Here is an 18,890-nt window from a genome sequence, read left to right on the forward strand (position 1 = left end):
AATTCTTGACTACGGCTCTTACTTAGCATTACCTCATGCCAATATTTATCCACCTGATTAATTGAGTAATATATTTACCTCAAGCAGGGCCAGTTATACCCTGTGAATTAAGTAATTGAATTGAGCAATGAACCGTATATGAAATGTCTTAAGCAACTTTTCTATATCCTGTTTATTCAAATCGCTGTTCACGTCCTTCAGCATCCTTACGTTCACGGCCTCTTTCATTCTCTATCCAGCGAATCAGGTTTTCATTCACCGACTTTGTAGCTATAGAAATGTCGGTACGCTCATGGGTAATCAGCTGGCTAATTGCATCTGCTCTAGATTGCATTATATTTGCCAGACTACCAGACCAACTAGATGGAGCTGTACGTGCTGCAAAAGCTTCTAAAACAACCTTTGGCTCAGGTGCTAGTTCTAATAATTTGATTGCCACCTCAGACAAGATCGTTGCTGATGTAGTCTCATCTTTTTCCCAAAGGTTTATGCCTGTCGCTACAGCCGCAAATATGCTGCTATCATTTTTGGTACAGCACCACTCAAGCAGGAAATCCATATCTATTTTTTCAAGAGCAGAACCATTCCTATCATCACTACGGATAAAATATAATCGTGACTGTTTTTGCCTACCAGCCCCTTCAAAAACACGACAAAGAAATTCGTCTGGCATCAATGACGCGGTCTTTCCAATAACATTTGCAAATGAGTAAATACAACCGTAGCTATTGTCAATTACATCAAAAATAGTATTTAACCACTCTAGTTTTTCCGATTCGTTGCCATCAAAACGTAAAGCAGCATTAATCACACGCTCCATGTTATAATCGCTCATACCGCCAGAGTCATTATCATTCCTCTTAAGTCGCGATATTCCAGCTTTCAGACCAAGTAATCTAAATTCAGCACCAAGAGTATCGATTGCTTCATCTTCGTCATGTAACCTCATGCTAAGGCCATCTAAAACTACATCATCACCATTTGTTTTTCTTAAAAGCCTTGAAGTAAGGTCAAGAATGCACTCTTTTGGTAAATCTCCATATTCCTTCCTCCACAAAATCGGTCCATACATGATTGGCCTGATATCTGGATCATCCAAAATTGTCATACAGCGATTCAGATCATTAACTGTAAATTCTCGTTGTGGATGTAGAGCAACTAAAACGTTTCTAAGTTCATTATGTTTTGCACACTGTTCAAGAAATTCCTGCGCTAGCTCTCTATTTACAGAATCAACTTCGTCAATAAATCCCTTAAAAACTGAGAAATCTTTATTAATTTCGGGATGTTTCTTCAACTCATCAACAAGATTCTGCCAATAGATTTTCTGATCGAATGCTCCTTTCGCTAATCCTGTACCAAAAGCTATCCGGTATGGCATCCTGTCAGCAGAAAATAAATTAGAGCCTAACTCATCAATCATATAACTTGAGCGAGCGAATTCTTGGCCTAATAATTGTGCTTTATCAGCAAGACGTTTTTCTGATTTACTATATTTATCAGTTGTATCCTGTCTATAATCATCGTCCAGCGCCCAATTATCACCACCACTACTGAATACATACATCAATATCATTGAAATTAATTCATTTGGTTCTAACTCTTTTTCTAAAGCGGCCAGATTATCTGGTAATGATTCAACTTCTTGATTATTTTGATGTTCCGTATAATCAAAATAGATCACTGTACGAATGGCTATCCAACCTTCTCCCCAAGGAGAGTCATTATGCAATTTACGAGCTACATCGATAAGTATTTCTCTCATCGCTTCTTGAAACCACATTCCTCTAAACTGATTCGCCAGAATTTGTCGAGCACAGTTTTTCAACTCAAGATCACTTGAAATCCCTATTTGTAATGCAAAATTAATAAAAGTATGACGCCACTCAACCAGTTCATCGTAGTCAGGTTCGAATCCAAAATCTCTAGGCTTAGCTCCAAATTCATACAACCCAATACCAGACCATAAACCACTATCAAGAGCAGTTGAAAGCATTTTAAGCCCTAAAGATCTACGAGCAACGATATCTGAAGTAAGGCATTCATTCATAATCTCAATACGCTGCTCTATAGAAGCATGAGTGCCTGATAAATATGCCTGAAAGAATTTAGTGAGCTTTTGCCCCGCATCATCGTGGTTATTACTTTCTTTTTCATTATCTGCAATTCGAATTAACAATTTAGCACATTGCACAAAGTTTCTAGGCTCATAAGCTAATGCTTGCAGTAGTTTGATAGTCGTTATTCGACGAGAGTCATAGCGTTTTAACTCGTTGAAATTAGAGTTAGTGAGTTCTACCTGAATTCGGTTCAATAACGTATCAGGTGCCACTGGAGCGATATATTCCAACATCCTTATTTGTGAATCATCTAGTTCTAGAATTTTCCCTAACAGTCCTTCAGGTTGTAACCAACCTTCAACAATCTCGATGGCGACAGGATGGTCATGTAACAACCCTAATCGATGAGCAAATGACATTAATAAACGTTGATTGTTCGATGCTTCAAAGGTTGCCCTAAGCTGTTCGATGGGGATACTATCAAGTGCTGACGATGCTAATCTGTTCGCAATAGCATGAGGTAAAATAGCTCGCCAATGAGCTCTTTTTTGTACAATATGCCTATCTATTAATTTTTTGACTGTGCGGAATAATTGGTTTTTAGAATACCCAGAAAGAGAGCCCAATACTTCTAATTCACTTCCCCCTACATCGGGATCAGAAATCGAAAATGAATATACTAAAGATAATATTTCAGCTTGCTCCCTTAAATCATCGTTTTGGTGATTACGCTGATCGAATAAACGGTTAAACAATTGAGCGTCGGATAGTTGAGCCAAACTTTCCCCCTCTTCCACCCTCTCCGCTATTGCCAAAGAGACTCTTGCATTACCATCTGCAAACTCTGCAATCCTACGGGCATTATTCTGGCCTATATTAGGAAAACGACGGAGCAGTAATTTTTCAGCGACTTCGGGTCCAACTGTCTCTATGTGAATTACCTCTGTGGTCTGTGGCTTATCATCCCTAATATCGTACTCAATAGTAATGAGTTTTACATTGTCACATGCAGTAGAAACCCTTTTAGCCAAATCTGCATGGAGGTCTGATGGACAATTATCAAGGATCATAATTGAATGTCGGTTTTCAGAAATAAGCCTCTCCAACATGACTGTAGCCGACGGCTCTGGTTCAGCACCAGTATCGACATAAACAGCAATTGTTCTATCAAGAGCATCTGTTCCAACTGTATCTACAGTTTCATCAAAAAGCGCCTGTACGATACGCGTTTTTCCTACCCCAGATAACCCAGTAATACGAATTGCTTTATTAGTCGTTCGTACAAGGTCTCTCATCGGTCCGATTGCATCTTCAATACTAAGATTCTGGCCTTTTCCTGATGGCAATGAGATCTTCACACCTTGTGCGAAAATTATAGTATCTTCAGCTCCTTGCGGTGGATTGCTCCATGCCCCATACGGCTGCCAGCCAGAGTATCCTCGACCCAACTTCCTTTTTACCCATAACATCACTGACGGATGTTGGCGCACCCACTGAGTTAATTTAGAACGGTCAAAGAAGCATAAATGCAAATTACTGCCATTAGGATCTCTGCTCGCTGCATCCTGCATGGCTTCAATACGGTCTTTTAACATTGGAGGTGAGCAATCATCAGCTAAGCTGACAATAATGTAACTTCCCCCTTGTGCGGCTAACAAAGAAATCGTTGATGATAATTCACCATCAATAACCATTTCTTTTGTAATAGCAGTCTTCGGCATTGAATGTTTTTTTGATTGAAGGATTGTATTCGGTCTTTCAATAAATCCTGTAGTTAATTGCTCTACAGGAACATTAACATGAACATCAATACCATCATCTGGAGCATTGATTGATCCAGACCAATTTACCCTAGCAGGGCTATGACCATGTACTGCTACTTCTGCCTCTGAAAGACGAGCGATTAGTTCTTCTAACTGAACATCAGATAGCCCAAGTAATTCATCTTTTTCAATATCAAAAATTGCCATGGCTTAGACTTTTTAACGAAAATATTGGCACTTAAATTGCCGAAAGTGAAACTATTATATCGAATTGAGCTAATAGTGCATGTATAAGGTATAGAATGAGTAGAACAATCACAGTAAAGACTAATAAATTTATGATCAGCCTAACTGTCGTAACACTATTGGTTCAGAAAAACCAGAACTAAACCAATAGCATATCAACATAACTATCAAAACTGATTTATTTAATCATACTCACTTAGATCTTTTCTTGGCATTTTTCTTTTTATACTTTCTGGTTATAGCTACTTCCTCCATGGCAGCTCTGACATCATCGTAATCTCTAGACCAATTGACAATTTTGTTAGTTAAATCATCATATTTGATCTCTATTTGTGGATATTTATTTTTTACTAATTCAATATACCCCCATAAATCTTCTGTAATTATTTTTGCTGCAACAGTTTTGTTTTTCCATTTTAAAGACTTAGGGTTCGATTCAAGCAACAACTCACATGCTTTTTGTCTTATTTTAGCGTAGCCATCACTCCTAGTTCGGATTCCCTTTTTAGCCGCCTCAGATCGTTGTCTATTCAATCGATTTAAATCTTCACTAAAATAACTATAAACGCCTAATCCAAAGCTCTCGCTTAGCACCTCTAGACTTTGCATTAAACACTCAACAACGACAACTTTATGCTGGAATGAGGTATTTCTTTCATAAAAATTCATCGCTAATTGAAAGTTAACACTTGACCAAAATACACTGTTTAAAAGATAAACATTAACGCCTTTATCTTTATCATTAAATTTAAGATGCAGACTCCTAACTCGTCTGCGATAACTACCTACTGGGTCTTTATTATTTGATATTTTGGCATATAACTCCGCTGCATACTTTTTAACTTCATCATCTTCCCCATTCAACATACCTAAAACTTTTAACGTTGAATCAGCTCGTAAACCCCTCCACCCTCTTTTTTTTATTTCATCATGAAATTGTGCTTGTTTACTTTCAGTGGCCTTACAAACGACACGTATTAAATCAATTAAATCATCCACTTAAAACACCCTCAATATTATTTTTGCTTCCACCATATTTTTCATCCCTAAGCCGCAATAAAATAGCTATTACAAACTTAGACATAACTTAATAAGTAGAGGAAATCACACTATGAATCAATCCAATATCATAATTCTTCGACTACCCACTGTAATCGAACGTATTGGTATCGGTCGTTCCACCATCTATGACTGGATCAACCCAACATCACCAAGGTATGACCCAACGTTTCCTAAACAAAAAAAATTAGGGAAGCAATCTGTTGGTTGGATCGAATCCGAAATCAACGATTGGTTACTTCAACGAGAGTCAACTTAGCTAGTCATCATTTTATCATTAACGATATTAATGTTTTATTGAGAATGTTTATTATTGTGAAGAAGTTAAAGAAGTAAAACCAAAACTGGCCTAAATTATCGAATATTGACTATTCAATAACGTTAAAATTTATTTATACAAAACTTAAGAGAGGATAATTATCATGTCTCAACGGATAACTATTACTGTAAAAAATGAAAACAGTTTAAAACAGATAGATGAGTACTGCTGTAAGCATAAAACTTCACGTTCATCTTTAATATCTAGTATATTAAAGAGTGCTTGCCCATTACTTTCAGAGATAAACCAATACACTCAATTAACTAACGAGCTTGAAAGTAAATTATTTTCCCCAGATAAATCTTCAATGAATTATCAAGGGAAAGCATCTACATTTTCTTTAGCTGAACATCTTTTAGATATATGGCAAACGCACATAATAGAAAAAGGTGTCATTATTGATCAACATGCTTATCCTCATGTATTTAAAAGTCCTAAAGTTGGTCTCAAAGAAAAAATAAGCATTCAAGAAGAACTAGAGCACTATATTAGCGAACCCAATATTAAGAAAGCTATCTTTATTTACACTGATAGGCATGTTCACTATAAGCTACATAAAGCAGGTGGATTATCAAATACAATTTTAATTAAAAATACTGAGTATAAAAATTACGTTTTTGACTTTAATGGGATCATTAACATACCGATGAATGATATTGTTTTTTTTGGCATTGAAGAAGCGATAAAGAAAAGTAAGGTACAGTTAAAACATACCTATGAGGCTTTTATACCCATTTATCACACAAACCATCAGTGCATTCTAATTGGGGTTATTGATAGGAACAATGCCAGCAGAAGAATAGACAAAAGCTCAAACACCATAATCATAAACCCACTATAACAGGTCATTAATGCGTTTATTGATACCTAAGGGAATAAAATGAGCCATTATGCATACATCCGAGTGAGACATGATGACAGTGATGCCTTAGCAAATCTTGATCAATACACACAGGAAATTGTCACGTTTTGCCCTGAGGTTAAGAATAATATCATCATTGAGCGTCAACCATTGCTTGATGTGAAACTTCCTCCCCCACAACTTATGGAGCATATTGACCATATTTTAACACCAGAAGACACTTTAATAACAAGGAGTCTCTATGATATAGGAAATAATACTCAGCAGGCTGTACAGATTTTATCTCGATGCCACGAACTTGGTATGGCTGTTATCATCCTTAATCAGTCTATCACGAATATATTTGAACAGAAGTTTTTCTTGCTAGACGTGCTGAATCTATTAAATGATTTAGAAGAAAGCTATGAAGTGCTAAAACTAAGCAGGCGACATTACATTTCGTTATCCCAAAATAAGTCATTAGGTCGACCAGCAGGAAGTAAGTATAAAGATTATATTTACGATCTGAAATACAAGGGATATAAACAACGCGAGATAGCAAATAAGCTTAACATTAGTCTTTCAACTATAAAACGCCACTGGAATAAAGACATTTTCGAATAGGACTAACTCCAGAGTAATTAATTAATAGAAAATGCAGTTACAGTACGACTCTAAATATAGTTTTCGTGTTGGATAGGTATTATATATACCATCTATCATAACTAGCAAATGATAAAAATATAGCAGGAATGCATTACATAAAAAAACCACCAAGGAGAAGATATCTAATTTAATAAAAAACCATTTTAAACCTTACTAGCTAAATTATAAAAAAGGGATAACACAGCTCCTTTGCCCTATCCCTATATTACTTTAATCATATTAAAGGGTAAGTTAATATTACCCTAGGGAATACTCATGTCTAAAAATGAATATAATAAATTTTATCTAGAATGCATTGCTGATACATTGAATTATGCTTTAAAGGAATACTCTCGTATCACTGTAATACGAGTTGACCTTCACTTTCCGCCTATTATCGATAATGGAGATATGCCGACATGTTTCCCTTATTTAGAAGGAAGTCCTATATCCCGATTTACTGATTCCTTAAAGGCTAAACTTAAGCACGATCAACACCGTAAAAAGCTTCAAGGTAAACGTACTTTTGAAAACAATATGCGTTATATGTGGGTAAAAGAAATTGCAACCGCAATACAGCCTCACTACCATGTATTTTTAATCTTCAATAAAGACGCATACTACCACTTAGGGGACTACAATTTGTTCGAGCCTAGTTTACGGACCATGATCACCACAGCTTGGTACAATGCATTACAGCTCGAGTTTGATCCTTCTTTTGATACAGGCACATTAGTACACTACCCAGAAAACTGTCGATATTGCTTAAATACACTTTCAGCATCATTTTCTGACGATTACCAATTAGTCATGAAACGATTAAGTTATTTAGCAAAAGAATACTCAAAGCAGTACAGTCCTGTGCGTCGTAGTTTAGGGCGTAGTCAGTATTGATATTTGTGGTGGCCTTAGGGGCACCTAGCAACATATCGATACTAATGACTACATTAATGACTACTCAAGTGGTGGAGCTAATACTAAATAGCCACTGTCTCATTAGCCCACTTCCCAGCTAACAGTAGGTATTGCTTAAATCAGAATTCATTAACGTTTGAACTAGACCGAACTGCATTAATGAATAGGCTAAGTTGCTTAACAACAGAACGCTAAAAACACTACAATGCAATTCACGGAGTATTAGCTATAGCCAGAAATAATTATGAATAGGTTTGGTAGTGATTTAAATCGCCACTGGAACATGGTTATATATTTATGTCTACTTAGCTAAATCTTTTAATGCAAACAGGCCTCGTTCTGCTACTGCTGCTGTTTTATCGGATGCCAGCAATTGCGCTAGTTTAAACGCATCATCTCCTATATTTTCTAACTGCTTGATTAGCATTTCTCCAGCAATACGGCGAACCATAGGAGAACGATCAATTGCCGCCATTTTTAAAAACTCAATAAAAGGGATTTTAGTCTCTATGCTTCTTTCTTTTAAAACAGGAATTCGTTGCCGTATGCCATACCTTTTGTCTATCCATTTAAATTCACATCCTTCAGCCCAAACAAATTTGCTTTCTAATAAGCAACGATATGCTTTAGCTCGCAAAGCAGGCTGCACCGATAATTCAGCAATTTCAGTCAAAAAGTTATCTAATACATCAACGCGCCCAGACTGTGTAAATATGGTCGCAGCAGGTCCAGCAGTAGATAATATCAGGCGATTCTTAAGGGATTCTGCAACTTTATTCATAGCAATAATACTCAATAGAATTTGTTTTTCATCATCCCCGATTCTTCCCCATGAGCTCCAATAGGGAAGCATGATAAATAAGACATCAACGATAATTTCTGGGTCTGTTTGTTCAGCAATTAATGGCAATGCATGACGTGCAGCAATTCTGACTTCAGGCACCCAGTCATTCAGTTTTCGAAACACCACAGCAAGTAGAAAACTGTTTGGCGCACCACCCGTTAGTATCTTTAGTGCTCGCTCTCGCTTGTAACCATCTGCATTGCATAAATCCAGCCATCGAAGAGAACCAATTAGCGGGTTATTCGTTTTAGACTCTTGGACGTTATTTTGCGGGAGAGATGCGTCAATCTGCCAACGAATTAGACGTTCCCATTCATCAAGGTTTTTGAGTAATAACTTCGAGGTCGCACTAATGAATGGAGAAATATCAGGTCTAATCTTGTGGTAAAAATGTTCAACATTTAATGATTTTTTTACAGATGCAATAACATCTTGTTTAAGGCTATCTTGTTGATGCATAATCCCTCTCGCTATCCATAGTTGATAATATTCACTTCCATGCAAGGTAAATATACGCTAAAACCATCTAGTCACAGTTGTTCAGAACCGCATTAGCATAAAGATAAATCATAGTTAAAGATTCAAAGGAGAGAACTGGTAATCAACAATGTATGCACCAATAGGTCCCGTTTTTGTTGTAACCCATACAGTTCCAGTCTTTTCCTTGGTTTTTGATTTTGGATCGCTAATACACAGTAATTTCCACTGCTCTGCATAGGTTTCTTTTATCCATATGCCGTGGTCACATCGACTAAATCGGCTAGTGCTAGGTCCCGGTGATGTGATTTCATACTCTGTTTGGTAGCGAATGGTTTTGTTTGTGAGTAAATACGTCAGCACATCAAACACAGGAACGATTAACATAAAACCAGCGAACCCAGACCATAGAAAATTTTTAAATGCGCTTTTTAACGGACGGCGTAAAATGCTCCAAACTCCACCGATTACACTTACAATAGCAGCAAACGTAATAGCAATAGTCCATTTTGGAAACCATTCAAACATAACAGTTCTATGGCCTAATATTAGTGACCAATACATGAATGCTATCCAGATGACAACAGAAACAGCAATCCAGTAAATCGACATTACTTTGCTCTTGTTGCCCCGACTGTATGATTTTAATTGGTATTCCATGTAAACCTTGCATCGCTAAAAAATGCGCCTTCATCGAAACACTGATTCATTATGTATTTAAATCAAACTAATTATATCTATCACGATACTGCTGCTGAGTGGACTCAATATTTAAAAAAATATTTAATTTTAATTTGTTAAATCACACACTGCTTATATATCTCAAAATTTTTTATAATTCGTTGGTAAACAACACGCTCTTTTTCTCCAAAGTATGCGGGATGGCAAGACTTGATAAAATATATTCCTTCCGACCAAAACAGTTCGTCACTAATTTTCTCCATCGAGCAAAAAATGTGATTTTTAACCACACTAAATGTCCCACCACATATAACAATATTGGGTTTCAGTAACTCTATTTGTTGTTTAATTTCAGTTTTATGACTCTTAACAAACTCACTAAGCTTTTTATCAGATGTTCTATTTTTCCCTGACGACTTCATAATGTTAATGTACGCTATTTTTTCAAACACCAACCTTTCAAGTCTTTTCTTTTTTGCATTTTCATAGGTTATGTTATCACCATAATTTAATATGCCTTGTGACCACAACCCAACACGACGAAGAACTGAAGAACGCCCATGGGACCATTTCGACTTTTTATTATCCAACGAGTTTAAGATGCTTTCTCTGATATCGATGTTTTCTTTTGTTCCATTTGTTTCTTTCAGTAAAAAAAGAAGTCTCAGCGATGATGAAAAGTAGCTCGGTGTTAGTGGCCCATCAAGATTAAAATTACCCCCGAAATTATTTTTCCATTCAGTCAAGAATAAATCATGGCTCTTCAAATTAAATCTCTCCTGATTAGGACTACGTATAAATTCAATGAAGTTTTAACAGTGAAATTATCACACAAAAATTATCACACAAATAGTTAAGATGAGATACCTCACCTTTAAACAGGTTATTTCAAAAAATCTCAGATATATATTATCTCTTTGAATAACTATCATTTTCTTTTCTTTCAAGGAATAATATGTCTCAGCACTCTCACTTTAAACCGCTCCTGTCAGCTCTACCTCATTCATTCCAGACCTCTTTTTTCAACCAACTCAATCACCTAATTAACTACTCCCCCACCATCGGCCTGATGGGTAAAACAGGGGTTGGAAAATCCAGTCTTATCAATGCGCTGTTCCAATCTTCACTATCACCTGTGAGTGATGTATCCGGCTGTACACGGCATGCTCAGCGCTTCAGTATGACGATGAACAATCACACGCTTACCTTTATAGATTTACCCGGTGTGGGGGAAAGCCTTGAGCGAGATAAAGAGTACCACCAGCTCTATCGTAACTTATTACCAGAACTGGATTTAATCATTTGGGTGCTTAAAGCCGATGACAGAGCATGGTCTTCCGATGAACAGTGTTATCACTTTCTCACTGAGCAATGTGGTTATCAACCAAACCGCTTTTTATTTGTGCTAAACCAAGCTGACAAAATAGAGCCCTGCCGCCAGTGGGATGAACTGTACCACCAACCATCCCATGAGCAAGCTGCTAACTTAGAATTGAAGCAACATGCCGTGATAACAGCATTTAAGCCGCATCACCCTGTGATGGCGGTTTCTGCAGTCGAAAATTATCAACTCACTGAATTAGCAGAGCAATTAATACAGGCGTTACCGGCGCAAGCCAGTAGCGGGGTAGCTAGGCAACTGAGCAGTACTTACCGAACGCAATTCGTAGAAACTTCAGCACGTAACGATTTTGGGCAATGTGTCAGTGATATCGTCGATACCATAATCGATATTATTCCATTACCCACATTGATAAAACATACGATCAGCACTGTCAAAAACAGCATCGTCTCCGTCGCTAAATCCCTGTGGAGCCTGTTCTTTTAGCTTATTAAATTAACGCAACATTGATGACATCTAGCGCCAGTCCTTAACGGGATTGGCGCTTTTTTATTTCTTTTTATTGGAGTATCAACTTATGAGCAACACAATTGAATCTACTATCACAATGGAATTAGTCCCTGATGAACAACGCCTTGATTTTTGGTTCAACCATTTTGGTGCAGTAAAAGGTTGGGACACCTTTGAAGTAGTGATCTTCACCACGATGGGTCAATTCTGCGACGAGTATCATGGCGGTTACTGGGAGTACGGGATGTTAAGTAATGGCGGTGCCTTTATCTTCCCCGATATCAACGCAGACACCTTAACCTTATTCAACATGCACAACGGCAATGAAGCCACCGTGAGCCAAGAGGCGGCAGGCATTGCTGTGTGTCTGATCTTGTACAGCATCTGGTCATTCCAAACAGAAAGCGAAGTCATGTGCGACCGCTTTTATCAGTTGCGTGACTACGCTTCACAACATCCCGAATCCACTGCCATTTTCCACTTAATTGATTAATCAGGAATCTATCATGAGTTTATTAGCTTCGCGTTTTGGCTCTGCCAACAGTATTCGCCGTGACCGTCCACTGACCATTGAAGAATTATTCCGTACTGTACCGAGCGTATTTTCTGAAGAAAAACACGATTCACGCAGTGAACGCTATACTTATATTCCTACCATCAGCTTGTTAGACAGCCTGCAAAAAGAAGGCTTTTATCCATTCTTTGCTTGCCAAACTCGTGTACGCGATGCGAGCCGTCGAGAACACACCAAGCACATGTTGCGGTTACGTCGCCATGACCAAATTACAGGCGTACAAGTCCCTGAAATTATTTTGCTCAATAGCCATGATGGTTCAAGCAGCTATCAGATGTTGCCGGGACTCTTTAGAGCCGTGTGTTCCAATGGTTTGGTATGTGGTGATGTATTAGGGGAAGTGCGTGTCCCCCATAAAGGGGATGTGGTGGGGAAAGTGATTGAAGGGGCATATGAGGTACTCGATACGTTTGAGCAAGTGGCTGAAAAACGCGAAAGTATGCAGTCGTTATTGTTACCCCTACCAGCCCAGCAAGCCTTTGCTGAAGCGGCTTTGACCTACCGCTTTGGTGAAGAGTTCCAGCCCGTCACGCGAGAGCAAATTCTACAGCCTCGACGCTTTGAAGATAAGAAAGAAGACCTTTGGACGGTGTACCAACGTCTACAAGAAAACCTGATTAAAGGAGGATTATCTGGCCGCACTGCAAAAGGTAAACGTGCCCGAACTCGTTCGGTGAATGGGATTGATGGCGATATCAAACTCAATAAAGCCTTGTGGGTGATGGCGGATACCTTATTTAACCAACTCGCTCCTCGCCAGCCCAACTAATTTTCCCGCCCTGACAGGTTGTGTCGTTATGCCTTACTTTCTTATCGTTCAAATAAAAAGCATAACGTTATTTATCAATGAATTACTTATAGTGATTTTTCATTAAAATGCCTAATGAGAATTTTTCCCAACAGACATAACCTGTCAATTCCCTAAGTTAAACTCCCTCACTTCTTAATTTCCTAACGTCTGTTATTGAGAGCAATACGTTATGTTTCAGATCAACCGAAAATATGACCGCATGGCTGTGCGACTCTCTGCGCTGATTGCCCGCTTAATGGCAGGAGAAAGCCTTGTGCTCTCATGTTTAGCCCAAGAGTTCAATGTTTCTGAACGCACGTTACAACGGGATTTACGTGAACGCTTGGCTTATCTGGGTGTAGAAGGTCGGCAAGGTTGTTATCGTTTACCCATCAATACGCTAAAAGCTTATCGAGACAAAGATATTCTGACCTTTGTGAAACAGATTGGAATGACTCGGTTGTTTCCGGGGCTAGACAGCCGCTTGCTCGGGTTACTTTTAACCCAGCAGCCTCATGCCCCCTGTTTGATCTGGCATCACGCCCATAAGATTTCGGCTTTGCATGCCGACCATTTCTATCAATTGGTGTATGCCATTACTAGTAAGCAATCTATTAGCTTACTCACGCCTGAGCGTCGTTTTAATCCACTACAACCTTATCAACTGATTTACCGCGAAGGCCAGTGGTATTTATTGGCGGAATACCACCAGCAAGTGCATGTTTTGCTGTTAGAGGATATCCAACAAGTTCAGCCGCTAAATACCCCCTTCACACCGAAACACGCTGTGATGCAATTATCACAACAAAACAGTTTTATCGCAGCATTACCGCATTTTAGATTGATATCACAAGTACTTACCGCTCTTCCATCACACAAAGAAAGGAGCCGACCATGACGCTATTACCCCCACCAGCATCGCATCCCACACATTGCCCTCACTGTTCTTCTGAGCAAGACATCATTCCATGGGGCTCGGGCTGGATGTGCCGCGATTGCGGTCACGAATGGATCATACCTATTCAAAATCACCCTCACACCGTGAATTCATCATCACATAAGGAAGCTTAAAAATATGAACACCGTTCCACACTTACAACTAGGTTTAGAGAGAATAGCTATCGTTATCAGTATTTTGTTATGCCTTTGGATCACTGGCGTATTGTTAACACACTTCCAGCTTATCGCTCTCATCATGAACCCGTATGGGATCACATTGATGTACTTCGTTTTATATCTCTTGGCGTTGGTTATTCCACAACTCTTGGCGCAATTAGGCTTGTGGGTTTTAAGTGCCTTTAAGGGGATTGATTATAAAATCCATTTCAACCCCAAATTAGTTGCCATTATCTCGTCCATCATTATCGGATTAGCCCTCTCTAGCCTACTGATTATCATGTCATCCGGTTGGCTATACGGTTTTACTGAAGGAATCGCCACCACGATATTGCTGGTTGATTTACTTATCGCCACTGGTATTGCCTTTTATCTTCATCGACGAATTCGTCACTGGGTTTCAGTGCGACTAAACCGTCTGCCATAACATTAAACATGATCAGCAATTTTTGTTGTGGATACCTTATTCACCATTCACCAGATAACTACCGAATACGCCATATCAGGGAAAACCAAGCACCCATTAGACGGTGTTCATCAAGCGTCAATCTGACGTTTCTATTTATGTTGATAGGAATTTATAATGAAAAGATATGTAGTTGTAACTGTATTGGCCTCACTGTGGTTGATGACATCACCCGCCTCTGCCACCAGCCAGCCACCTAAAAATACCATTTGGGAATATAAAGGCGATGGCGGTAAAACCTTATGGCAAGTGTGTGGGAGCCAAAATAGTAGCTGTAGGATTGTAGGCTCAACCAAGCATTATGTTGCTGTACTGAATCATAAATCCGCGTCAGGTTGTGCATTTGGTGATTTTTATATCGTGGCAAGAACTGACGGAAACTGGCAACAACGCGATACGGGCACTTGTAGCCCTAACGCCTATGTCCAAAAAGGGACGATTAATAATGGTCAGTACTCTTCGGTCGATATTGGTGTTGGCGGGACGATTGTAGCCCGTTACCCCATTGGATATTGGAGTATGCAAAAAGAGTTCTCAGGTAAGAACCGACCGCGCTGGAAAGAAAAAGACCGTACTAAAGGTGGATTGCAAACCAACCAACAATAAATGACATTCTCGCTACCGTTACTTGCGGTAGCGAAGACGATACAAGATAACAAAAGGTAACGTAATGAATAAGATAAAAAGCCTATTTGCGATGAGTTTATTGGCAGTCAGTACATTTAGCTTGGCTGAAGAACAACAGCGACAGCGTTATGCAAGCATCACACATACCAGCTCAAACTTTATTAACCAAGGCTACTGTGGTTATTCATTTACCCTCGATAATGGAGGTAACCATATGGTTCTAGACCACGCCGAATTTGGCGCACTTGAACTCACGCTGCGAATGAAAGATGGAAAAGGTAAAGTATTAGGGGATACGATACTGGAAGTTGAACCTTTCGGCGATTCTAGCGCAACGCGTGCCACCTTTGCAGGATTGGAAATTCCGTGTGAGGATGTTGCTGAGTTTGAAGTGGTTAAAGCGGTGGAAGATCAGAATGGACGTAAGGTTGAGTTACCACTATCGATCTTTGAGGCCAATAATCCAGAGTTGGCGAAGATGTCGGTGACTGAGGAAAAATAATAGTTTTTTTTGCTATCTATCAAAGTAACGAGTGGCAGATTGAATGATCTGCCATTTTTGTGTTTTTGATTTGTCGGCTTTAAGCGAGGTGCGAATATTAACTCTCAGTTCGCGGTAACACATTATTAGAACGTAATCTCAGATATTTGTTCATCATCAAACGGTTTTATTGGTTTTGCATTTATATCGATAGCAGCAAAATAATCGTCCTCATGAAGTGTTTCGTATTTCATAAAATACAAATTAGCTCCGTTGCTCATAATAGTATCTCTGTGTTTTTCAAGCCATTTAAGCCTATCCGTGGTGAAAATAACTGACTTGCAGATAAACATACGACTCATAACAGACGGTATGTAATCTTTTTTATCAAATGATTTAAAAGGATCACCTATTGAAAGAATAGATATATTATCCGTAGCACCTTTTTCCCGATTTTTTTCTGCTGAGTATGAAATTCCGCTCGGCAAAAAAATTCCAGTTTCAACTCCTTGTTTAATAGAGTGCAAGGCCATTTTCTTATCAAAAAAAGATCCGCCAAACAATATACTAAGGCGGTTTATTTTACAGTGTTCTATTAATTTTAGAATAACCTTTCTTTCTTGCTCATTAGGGTTGGTACTTGAAATCAAAGAAATATCGAACTCTCTAATTACTTTACCGAAAAACCAGAGGTCTTTTTCTGTGTATCGAATCAACCCTGGCGGGTAAGATTTTTCATTTTTCCTTATTACATTTACACCTAAATTTTCAAGGTCTGCAAGTTTGTTAGATGTAATGGATGACTCTCTCCCTGCATTTTTTGAAGATTCTGGTTCAAAGACCAAGATATTACTTTTCGTTTCTGCAAGGTAATGAATAATTAGCTTTTTAACTTTTTTCCAATCCAATCCACCATGCCCACAGCCAAGAGCTGGCAATGTTATCGTCAAACCTTCTTTATTCTTTAAGTAGTCAGAAAGCCAGATGAGGCCATTTTCAATGTATTCGTACTCAGAAGGATTTCGCCAATGATCCTTAGTTGGAAAATTTATAATTTCTATTCCTTTTGAAAACATATCTCCTTGTTTCCATACACTAGGTTTTCCGGGAGCTATTTCATTACGCTTGCATTGACGAACATATTCTTTGAACATCTCAGGATATTTATTCTTGAAGGCTAGTGCGACACCCGCCCCCATGATGCCCACACAATTAACCGTGTTCACTCGAATATCGGCATCAAAATCAAAGAAGTTGCCTTTAACAAACTCTAACATATGTTATTACTCCCAATCACCTGAAGTGTTCTCGATTTCAAATCCTCTATTGATTGAACGTGGTTTATTACCCATATCGGATTAATTGCACTCATGTCTGCTTTTGCTAGAGCAATAAGCATTTTCAGATCATTTTCATTTCTAATTATATCAATTAATTGCGTCTCATCACGGCCCTTGGCAACTATATCACCAATCAAATCGTCATAAGTGACTAATGTTACTATCTTCCTTATGGATTCTTCATTTAGCCCGCCAATATCTTCAGTAAGGATTCGCTCTAACATAGGCAAGGATTTCACAGCATGGTCATTGTCAGCTTTGGTCATTCCATTTTGTCCCCAGCGAGACTTTGGCCCTTTCCCTATGTCGTGAAGATATGCGGACAAGAGTACAATGTCTTTATCCTCATCAGATAGTTCATTATATTCATAAAATTGAGTGAGAGTAGCTGCAACTTTTCTACTATGCGTACCAACATCATCAGTATGTGGCCCATAGCTGGCCCTTAATCCATCTATATCATCAAGCTCTGTTATGGATGAAAAGTTATCTTCTATTGCATCTAGTGCGGCACGAATACTTCCATACTTCCTAGTACCATTAACACTTTCAGATATATTTGAAATTGTTGATTCCATTTTGCCTTTTAAAAATCTTGGCCCAGTTACAATTGACTCTCTACCACCATCGTAAAAATTTATATAATAATGATCCTCATCAAATAGGATTGGTGGCGGTTGTAATCCTTTGGTTTGAAATATTTCCTTTACTTTATCTTTAAACCACTCATTCCAAACAACTATGTAAGCCACCTCTGAAATCTGAATACTTCCTGGAACAAGTAACTCGGCCATCTTCTGATGACGATACTCATCTGACGGGCACGCCCATTTTTTGCTATCAATAGCATCCCAGTTTAAAGAGTTAAGCATGTTTGATGATGCCGAATTATAGAAGTTTGGCGGGACATCTGTGTTTGCTGAAGCATCTGAAAATACAACACCAGCTTTTTTCTCAATAATTGAGATGGGAATTGCAAAATATATAAGCAGAGGCTGATCTACATTTTTTTTATTAATCACTCCAAGTTGCATGGAGTTTTTTTTCGAGAAGTAAAAAGGGACATAATCGTGAACATATTTCCCATCAGAACACGGTACCAGCATAGTGCTTCTTCTTCCTTGTATCCCACGCTCGGCAATATTATGATGAGATATTCCCTGTTCATTTTTTAGGTTTGTACACAACAATCCTTTTTCAATTATTGATTCAAGGTTGTCAATTAAAGTAAAATGATATGCATATCTTCCTTTTAAGTTCACTGGAAATGTCATAAGTCAATCCTTAATTTATTCATAATAACTCACAGTTCTGCAAGTTAATGCAATAGCCTCTAACACAGGAAAGCGAAAATATTGTTATAACCCAAATAGTTGCCCATAACAAGTATACTTGCTGCTGGCATTTGGTTGTTCCTCTGTCAAAAGCGAGCGTCCACTTCTGGCGCAAAACAGACCATCATATCTTATTGCTTACTAGCAAATCCCCCATGTTAGAATAGCAATCTACTTTTTTAGCCCACATCACAAAAAAAGCAAAATAAACTTTAGGCCCAACAATAGGCCCAAATTAAAAGTTGAATTGAACATTAGCACTATAAAATCATTTAGTTACGCGACGATTTCAGACTCCGCCAGCCCACCAAATTTGGTGGGTCAGTGATAAGACAACAGGTTTAAAAACAGGAAGTTAGCAAAATCAGTTGGACTACGCACTGACTCAAATAGGACTACAAATGATACGCAAATCGTACGCGGATTATTAAGTTCACTAAAAGCCCACTTAAGTGGGCTT

General features: G+C 38.4%; 19 protein-coding genes. 12 read left to right on the forward strand and 7 right to left on the reverse strand.

The window, feature by feature from the left end; genetic code table 11:
* Positions 1–172 precede the first annotated feature (172 nt).
* A complete protein-coding gene (locus tag PSF28_RS16360) occupies positions 173–4,030 on the reverse strand; it encodes a hypothetical protein (protein ID WP_272685354.1) in 3,858 nt (1,285 codons plus the stop codon).
* 231 nt (positions 4,031–4,261) lie between these two features.
* Entirely contained in the window at positions 4,262–5,068 is an 807-nt protein-coding gene (locus PSF28_RS16365; protein ID WP_272685355.1) for a hypothetical protein, read from the reverse strand.
* A gap of 112 nt (positions 5,069–5,180) precedes the next feature.
* Here PSF28_RS16365 and PSF28_RS16370 point away from each other — a divergent pair, with 112 nt between their 5' ends.
* The 4 genes from PSF28_RS16370 (at position 5,181) to PSF28_RS16385 (ending at position 7,827) form a co-directional block, all read left to right on the forward strand.
* A complete protein-coding gene (locus PSF28_RS16370) occupies positions 5,181–5,387 on the forward strand; it encodes a helix-turn-helix transcriptional regulator (RefSeq protein ID WP_049221172.1) in 207 nt (68 codons plus the stop codon).
* A 163-nt stretch (positions 5,388–5,550) separates the two neighbouring features.
* Entirely contained in the window at positions 5,551–6,288 is a 738-nt protein-coding gene (locus tag PSF28_RS16375; protein WP_272685356.1) for a hypothetical protein, read from the forward strand.
* A 39-nt stretch (positions 6,289–6,327) separates the two neighbouring features.
* A complete protein-coding gene (locus PSF28_RS16380; protein WP_272685357.1) occupies positions 6,328–6,912 on the forward strand; it encodes a resolvase in 585 nt (194 codons plus the stop codon).
* A gap of 297 nt (positions 6,913–7,209) precedes the next feature.
* Positions 7,210–7,827: an inovirus Gp2 family protein gene (locus tag PSF28_RS16385; protein WP_272685358.1), complete on the forward strand. Its 618-nt coding sequence runs from the start codon at positions 7,210–7,212 to the stop codon at positions 7,825–7,827.
* Positions 7,828–8,149: 322 nt separating this feature from the next.
* On the opposite strand, the gene PSF28_RS16390 is transcribed toward PSF28_RS16385, so the two are convergent.
* The 3 genes from PSF28_RS16390 to PSF28_RS16400 form a co-directional block, all read right to left on the reverse strand.
* Complete coding sequence (locus PSF28_RS16390) at positions 8,150–9,151, reverse strand: hypothetical protein (protein ID WP_272685359.1); 1,002 nt, start codon at positions 9,149–9,151, stop codon at positions 8,150–8,152.
* Positions 9,152–9,265: 114 nt separating this feature from the next.
* Positions 9,266–9,781 (reverse strand): hypothetical protein, encoded by a 516-nt coding sequence (locus PSF28_RS16395; protein WP_272685360.1) that lies wholly within the window; start codon positions 9,779–9,781, stop codon positions 9,266–9,268.
* A 185-nt stretch (positions 9,782–9,966) separates the two neighbouring features.
* Entirely contained in the window at positions 9,967–10,617 is a 651-nt protein-coding gene (locus PSF28_RS16400) for a hypothetical protein (RefSeq protein ID WP_272685361.1), read from the reverse strand.
* A gap of 188 nt (positions 10,618–10,805) precedes the next feature.
* On the opposite strand from PSF28_RS16400, the gene PSF28_RS16405 reads away from it, so the two are divergent.
* The 8 genes from PSF28_RS16405 to PSF28_RS16440 all read left to right on the forward strand — a co-directional run bounded on the left by PSF28_RS16405 (position 10,806) and on the right by PSF28_RS16440 (position 15,777).
* Positions 10,806–11,678, forward strand: a complete 873-nt coding sequence (locus tag PSF28_RS16405; protein WP_272685362.1) for a GTPase family protein — start codon at positions 10,806–10,808, stop codon at positions 11,676–11,678.
* A 91-nt stretch (positions 11,679–11,769) separates the two neighbouring features.
* Positions 11,770–12,195 (forward strand): antirestriction protein, encoded by a 426-nt coding sequence (locus tag PSF28_RS16410; protein ID WP_272685363.1) that lies wholly within the window; start codon positions 11,770–11,772, stop codon positions 12,193–12,195.
* Between the two features lie 13 nt (positions 12,196–12,208).
* A complete protein-coding gene (locus PSF28_RS16415) occupies positions 12,209–13,045 on the forward strand; it encodes a DUF932 domain-containing protein (protein ID WP_272685364.1) in 837 nt (278 codons plus the stop codon).
* Positions 13,046–13,256: 211 nt separating this feature from the next.
* On the forward strand, positions 13,257–13,964 hold the full coding sequence (locus PSF28_RS16420; RefSeq protein ID WP_272685365.1) for a helix-turn-helix transcriptional regulator: 708 nt from the start codon (positions 13,257–13,259) through the stop codon (positions 13,962–13,964).
* Positions 13,961–14,137, forward strand: a complete 177-nt coding sequence (locus PSF28_RS16425; protein WP_272685366.1) for a hypothetical protein — start codon at positions 13,961–13,963, stop codon at positions 14,135–14,137. Before PSF28_RS16420 ends, PSF28_RS16425 begins: the two co-directional genes overlap by 4 nt.
* 4 nt (positions 14,138–14,141) lie before the next feature.
* Positions 14,142–14,609 carry a hypothetical protein gene (locus PSF28_RS16430; RefSeq protein WP_272685367.1) on the forward strand — a complete coding sequence of 156 codons (468 nt, stop codon included), beginning with the start codon at positions 14,142–14,144 and terminating at the stop codon, positions 14,607–14,609.
* A 156-nt stretch (positions 14,610–14,765) separates the two neighbouring features.
* Positions 14,766–15,254: a hypothetical protein gene (locus tag PSF28_RS16435; protein WP_088495000.1), complete on the forward strand. Its 489-nt coding sequence runs from the start codon at positions 14,766–14,768 to the stop codon at positions 15,252–15,254.
* Between the two features lie 64 nt (positions 15,255–15,318).
* Positions 15,319–15,777: an IrmA family protein gene (locus PSF28_RS16440; RefSeq protein WP_272685368.1), complete on the forward strand. Its 459-nt coding sequence runs from the start codon at positions 15,319–15,321 to the stop codon at positions 15,775–15,777.
* A 125-nt stretch (positions 15,778–15,902) separates the two neighbouring features.
* Here the strand turns inward: PSF28_RS16440 and PSF28_RS16445 are convergent, their stop codons facing one another.
* Both PSF28_RS16445 and PSF28_RS16450 read right to left on the reverse strand, forming a co-directional pair.
* Positions 15,903–17,033: a macro domain-containing protein gene (locus PSF28_RS16445; protein ID WP_196563495.1), complete on the reverse strand. Its 1,131-nt coding sequence runs from the start codon at positions 17,031–17,033 to the stop codon at positions 15,903–15,905.
* Positions 17,027–18,370: a DarT ssDNA thymidine ADP-ribosyltransferase family protein gene (locus tag PSF28_RS16450; RefSeq protein WP_196563494.1), complete on the reverse strand. Its 1,344-nt coding sequence runs from the start codon at positions 18,368–18,370 to the stop codon at positions 17,027–17,029. Before PSF28_RS16450 ends, PSF28_RS16445 begins: the two co-directional genes overlap by 7 nt.
* Positions 18,371–18,890 lie beyond the last annotated feature (520 nt).

The organism is Providencia sp. PROV130 (assembly GCF_028482225.1).
GTDB lineage: Bacteria > Pseudomonadota > Gammaproteobacteria > Enterobacterales > Enterobacteriaceae > Providencia > Providencia rettgeri.

Coding starts and splice junctions, on each gene's coding strand:
- PSF28_RS16360 (WP_272685354.1), bottom strand. CDS start 4,030: ATGGCAATTTTTGATATTGAAAAAGATGAATTACTTGGGCTATCTGAT.
- PSF28_RS16370 (WP_049221172.1), top strand. CDS start 5,181: ATGAATCAATCCAATATCATAATTCTTCGACTACCCACTGTAATCGAA.
- PSF28_RS16375 (WP_272685356.1), top strand. CDS start 5,551: ATGTCTCAACGGATAACTATTACTGTAAAAAATGAAAACAGTTTAAAA.
- PSF28_RS16380 (WP_272685357.1), top strand. CDS start 6,328: ATGAGCCATTATGCATACATCCGAGTGAGACATGATGACAGTGATGCC.
- PSF28_RS16385 (WP_272685358.1), top strand. CDS start 7,210: ATGTCTAAAAATGAATATAATAAATTTTATCTAGAATGCATTGCTGAT.
- PSF28_RS16390 (WP_272685359.1), bottom strand. CDS start 9,151: ATGCATCAACAAGATAGCCTTAAACAAGATGTTATTGCATCTGTAAAA.
- PSF28_RS16395 (WP_272685360.1), bottom strand. CDS start 9,781: ATGTCGATTTACTGGATTGCTGTTTCTGTTGTCATCTGGATAGCATTC.
- PSF28_RS16405 (WP_272685362.1), top strand. CDS start 10,806: ATGTCTCAGCACTCTCACTTTAAACCGCTCCTGTCAGCTCTACCTCAT.
- PSF28_RS16410 (WP_272685363.1), top strand. CDS start 11,770: ATGAGCAACACAATTGAATCTACTATCACAATGGAATTAGTCCCTGAT.
- PSF28_RS16415 (WP_272685364.1), top strand. CDS start 12,209: ATGAGTTTATTAGCTTCGCGTTTTGGCTCTGCCAACAGTATTCGCCGT.
- PSF28_RS16420 (WP_272685365.1), top strand. CDS start 13,257: ATGTTTCAGATCAACCGAAAATATGACCGCATGGCTGTGCGACTCTCT.
- PSF28_RS16425 (WP_272685366.1), top strand. CDS start 13,961: ATGACGCTATTACCCCCACCAGCATCGCATCCCACACATTGCCCTCAC.
- PSF28_RS16430 (WP_272685367.1), top strand. CDS start 14,142: ATGAACACCGTTCCACACTTACAACTAGGTTTAGAGAGAATAGCTATC.
- PSF28_RS16435 (WP_088495000.1), top strand. CDS start 14,766: ATGAAAAGATATGTAGTTGTAACTGTATTGGCCTCACTGTGGTTGATG.
- PSF28_RS16440 (WP_272685368.1), top strand. CDS start 15,319: ATGAATAAGATAAAAAGCCTATTTGCGATGAGTTTATTGGCAGTCAGT.
- PSF28_RS16445 (WP_196563495.1), bottom strand. CDS start 17,033: ATGTTAGAGTTTGTTAAAGGCAACTTCTTTGATTTTGATGCCGATATT.
- PSF28_RS16450 (WP_196563494.1), bottom strand. CDS start 18,370: ATGACATTTCCAGTGAACTTAAAAGGAAGATATGCATATCATTTTACT.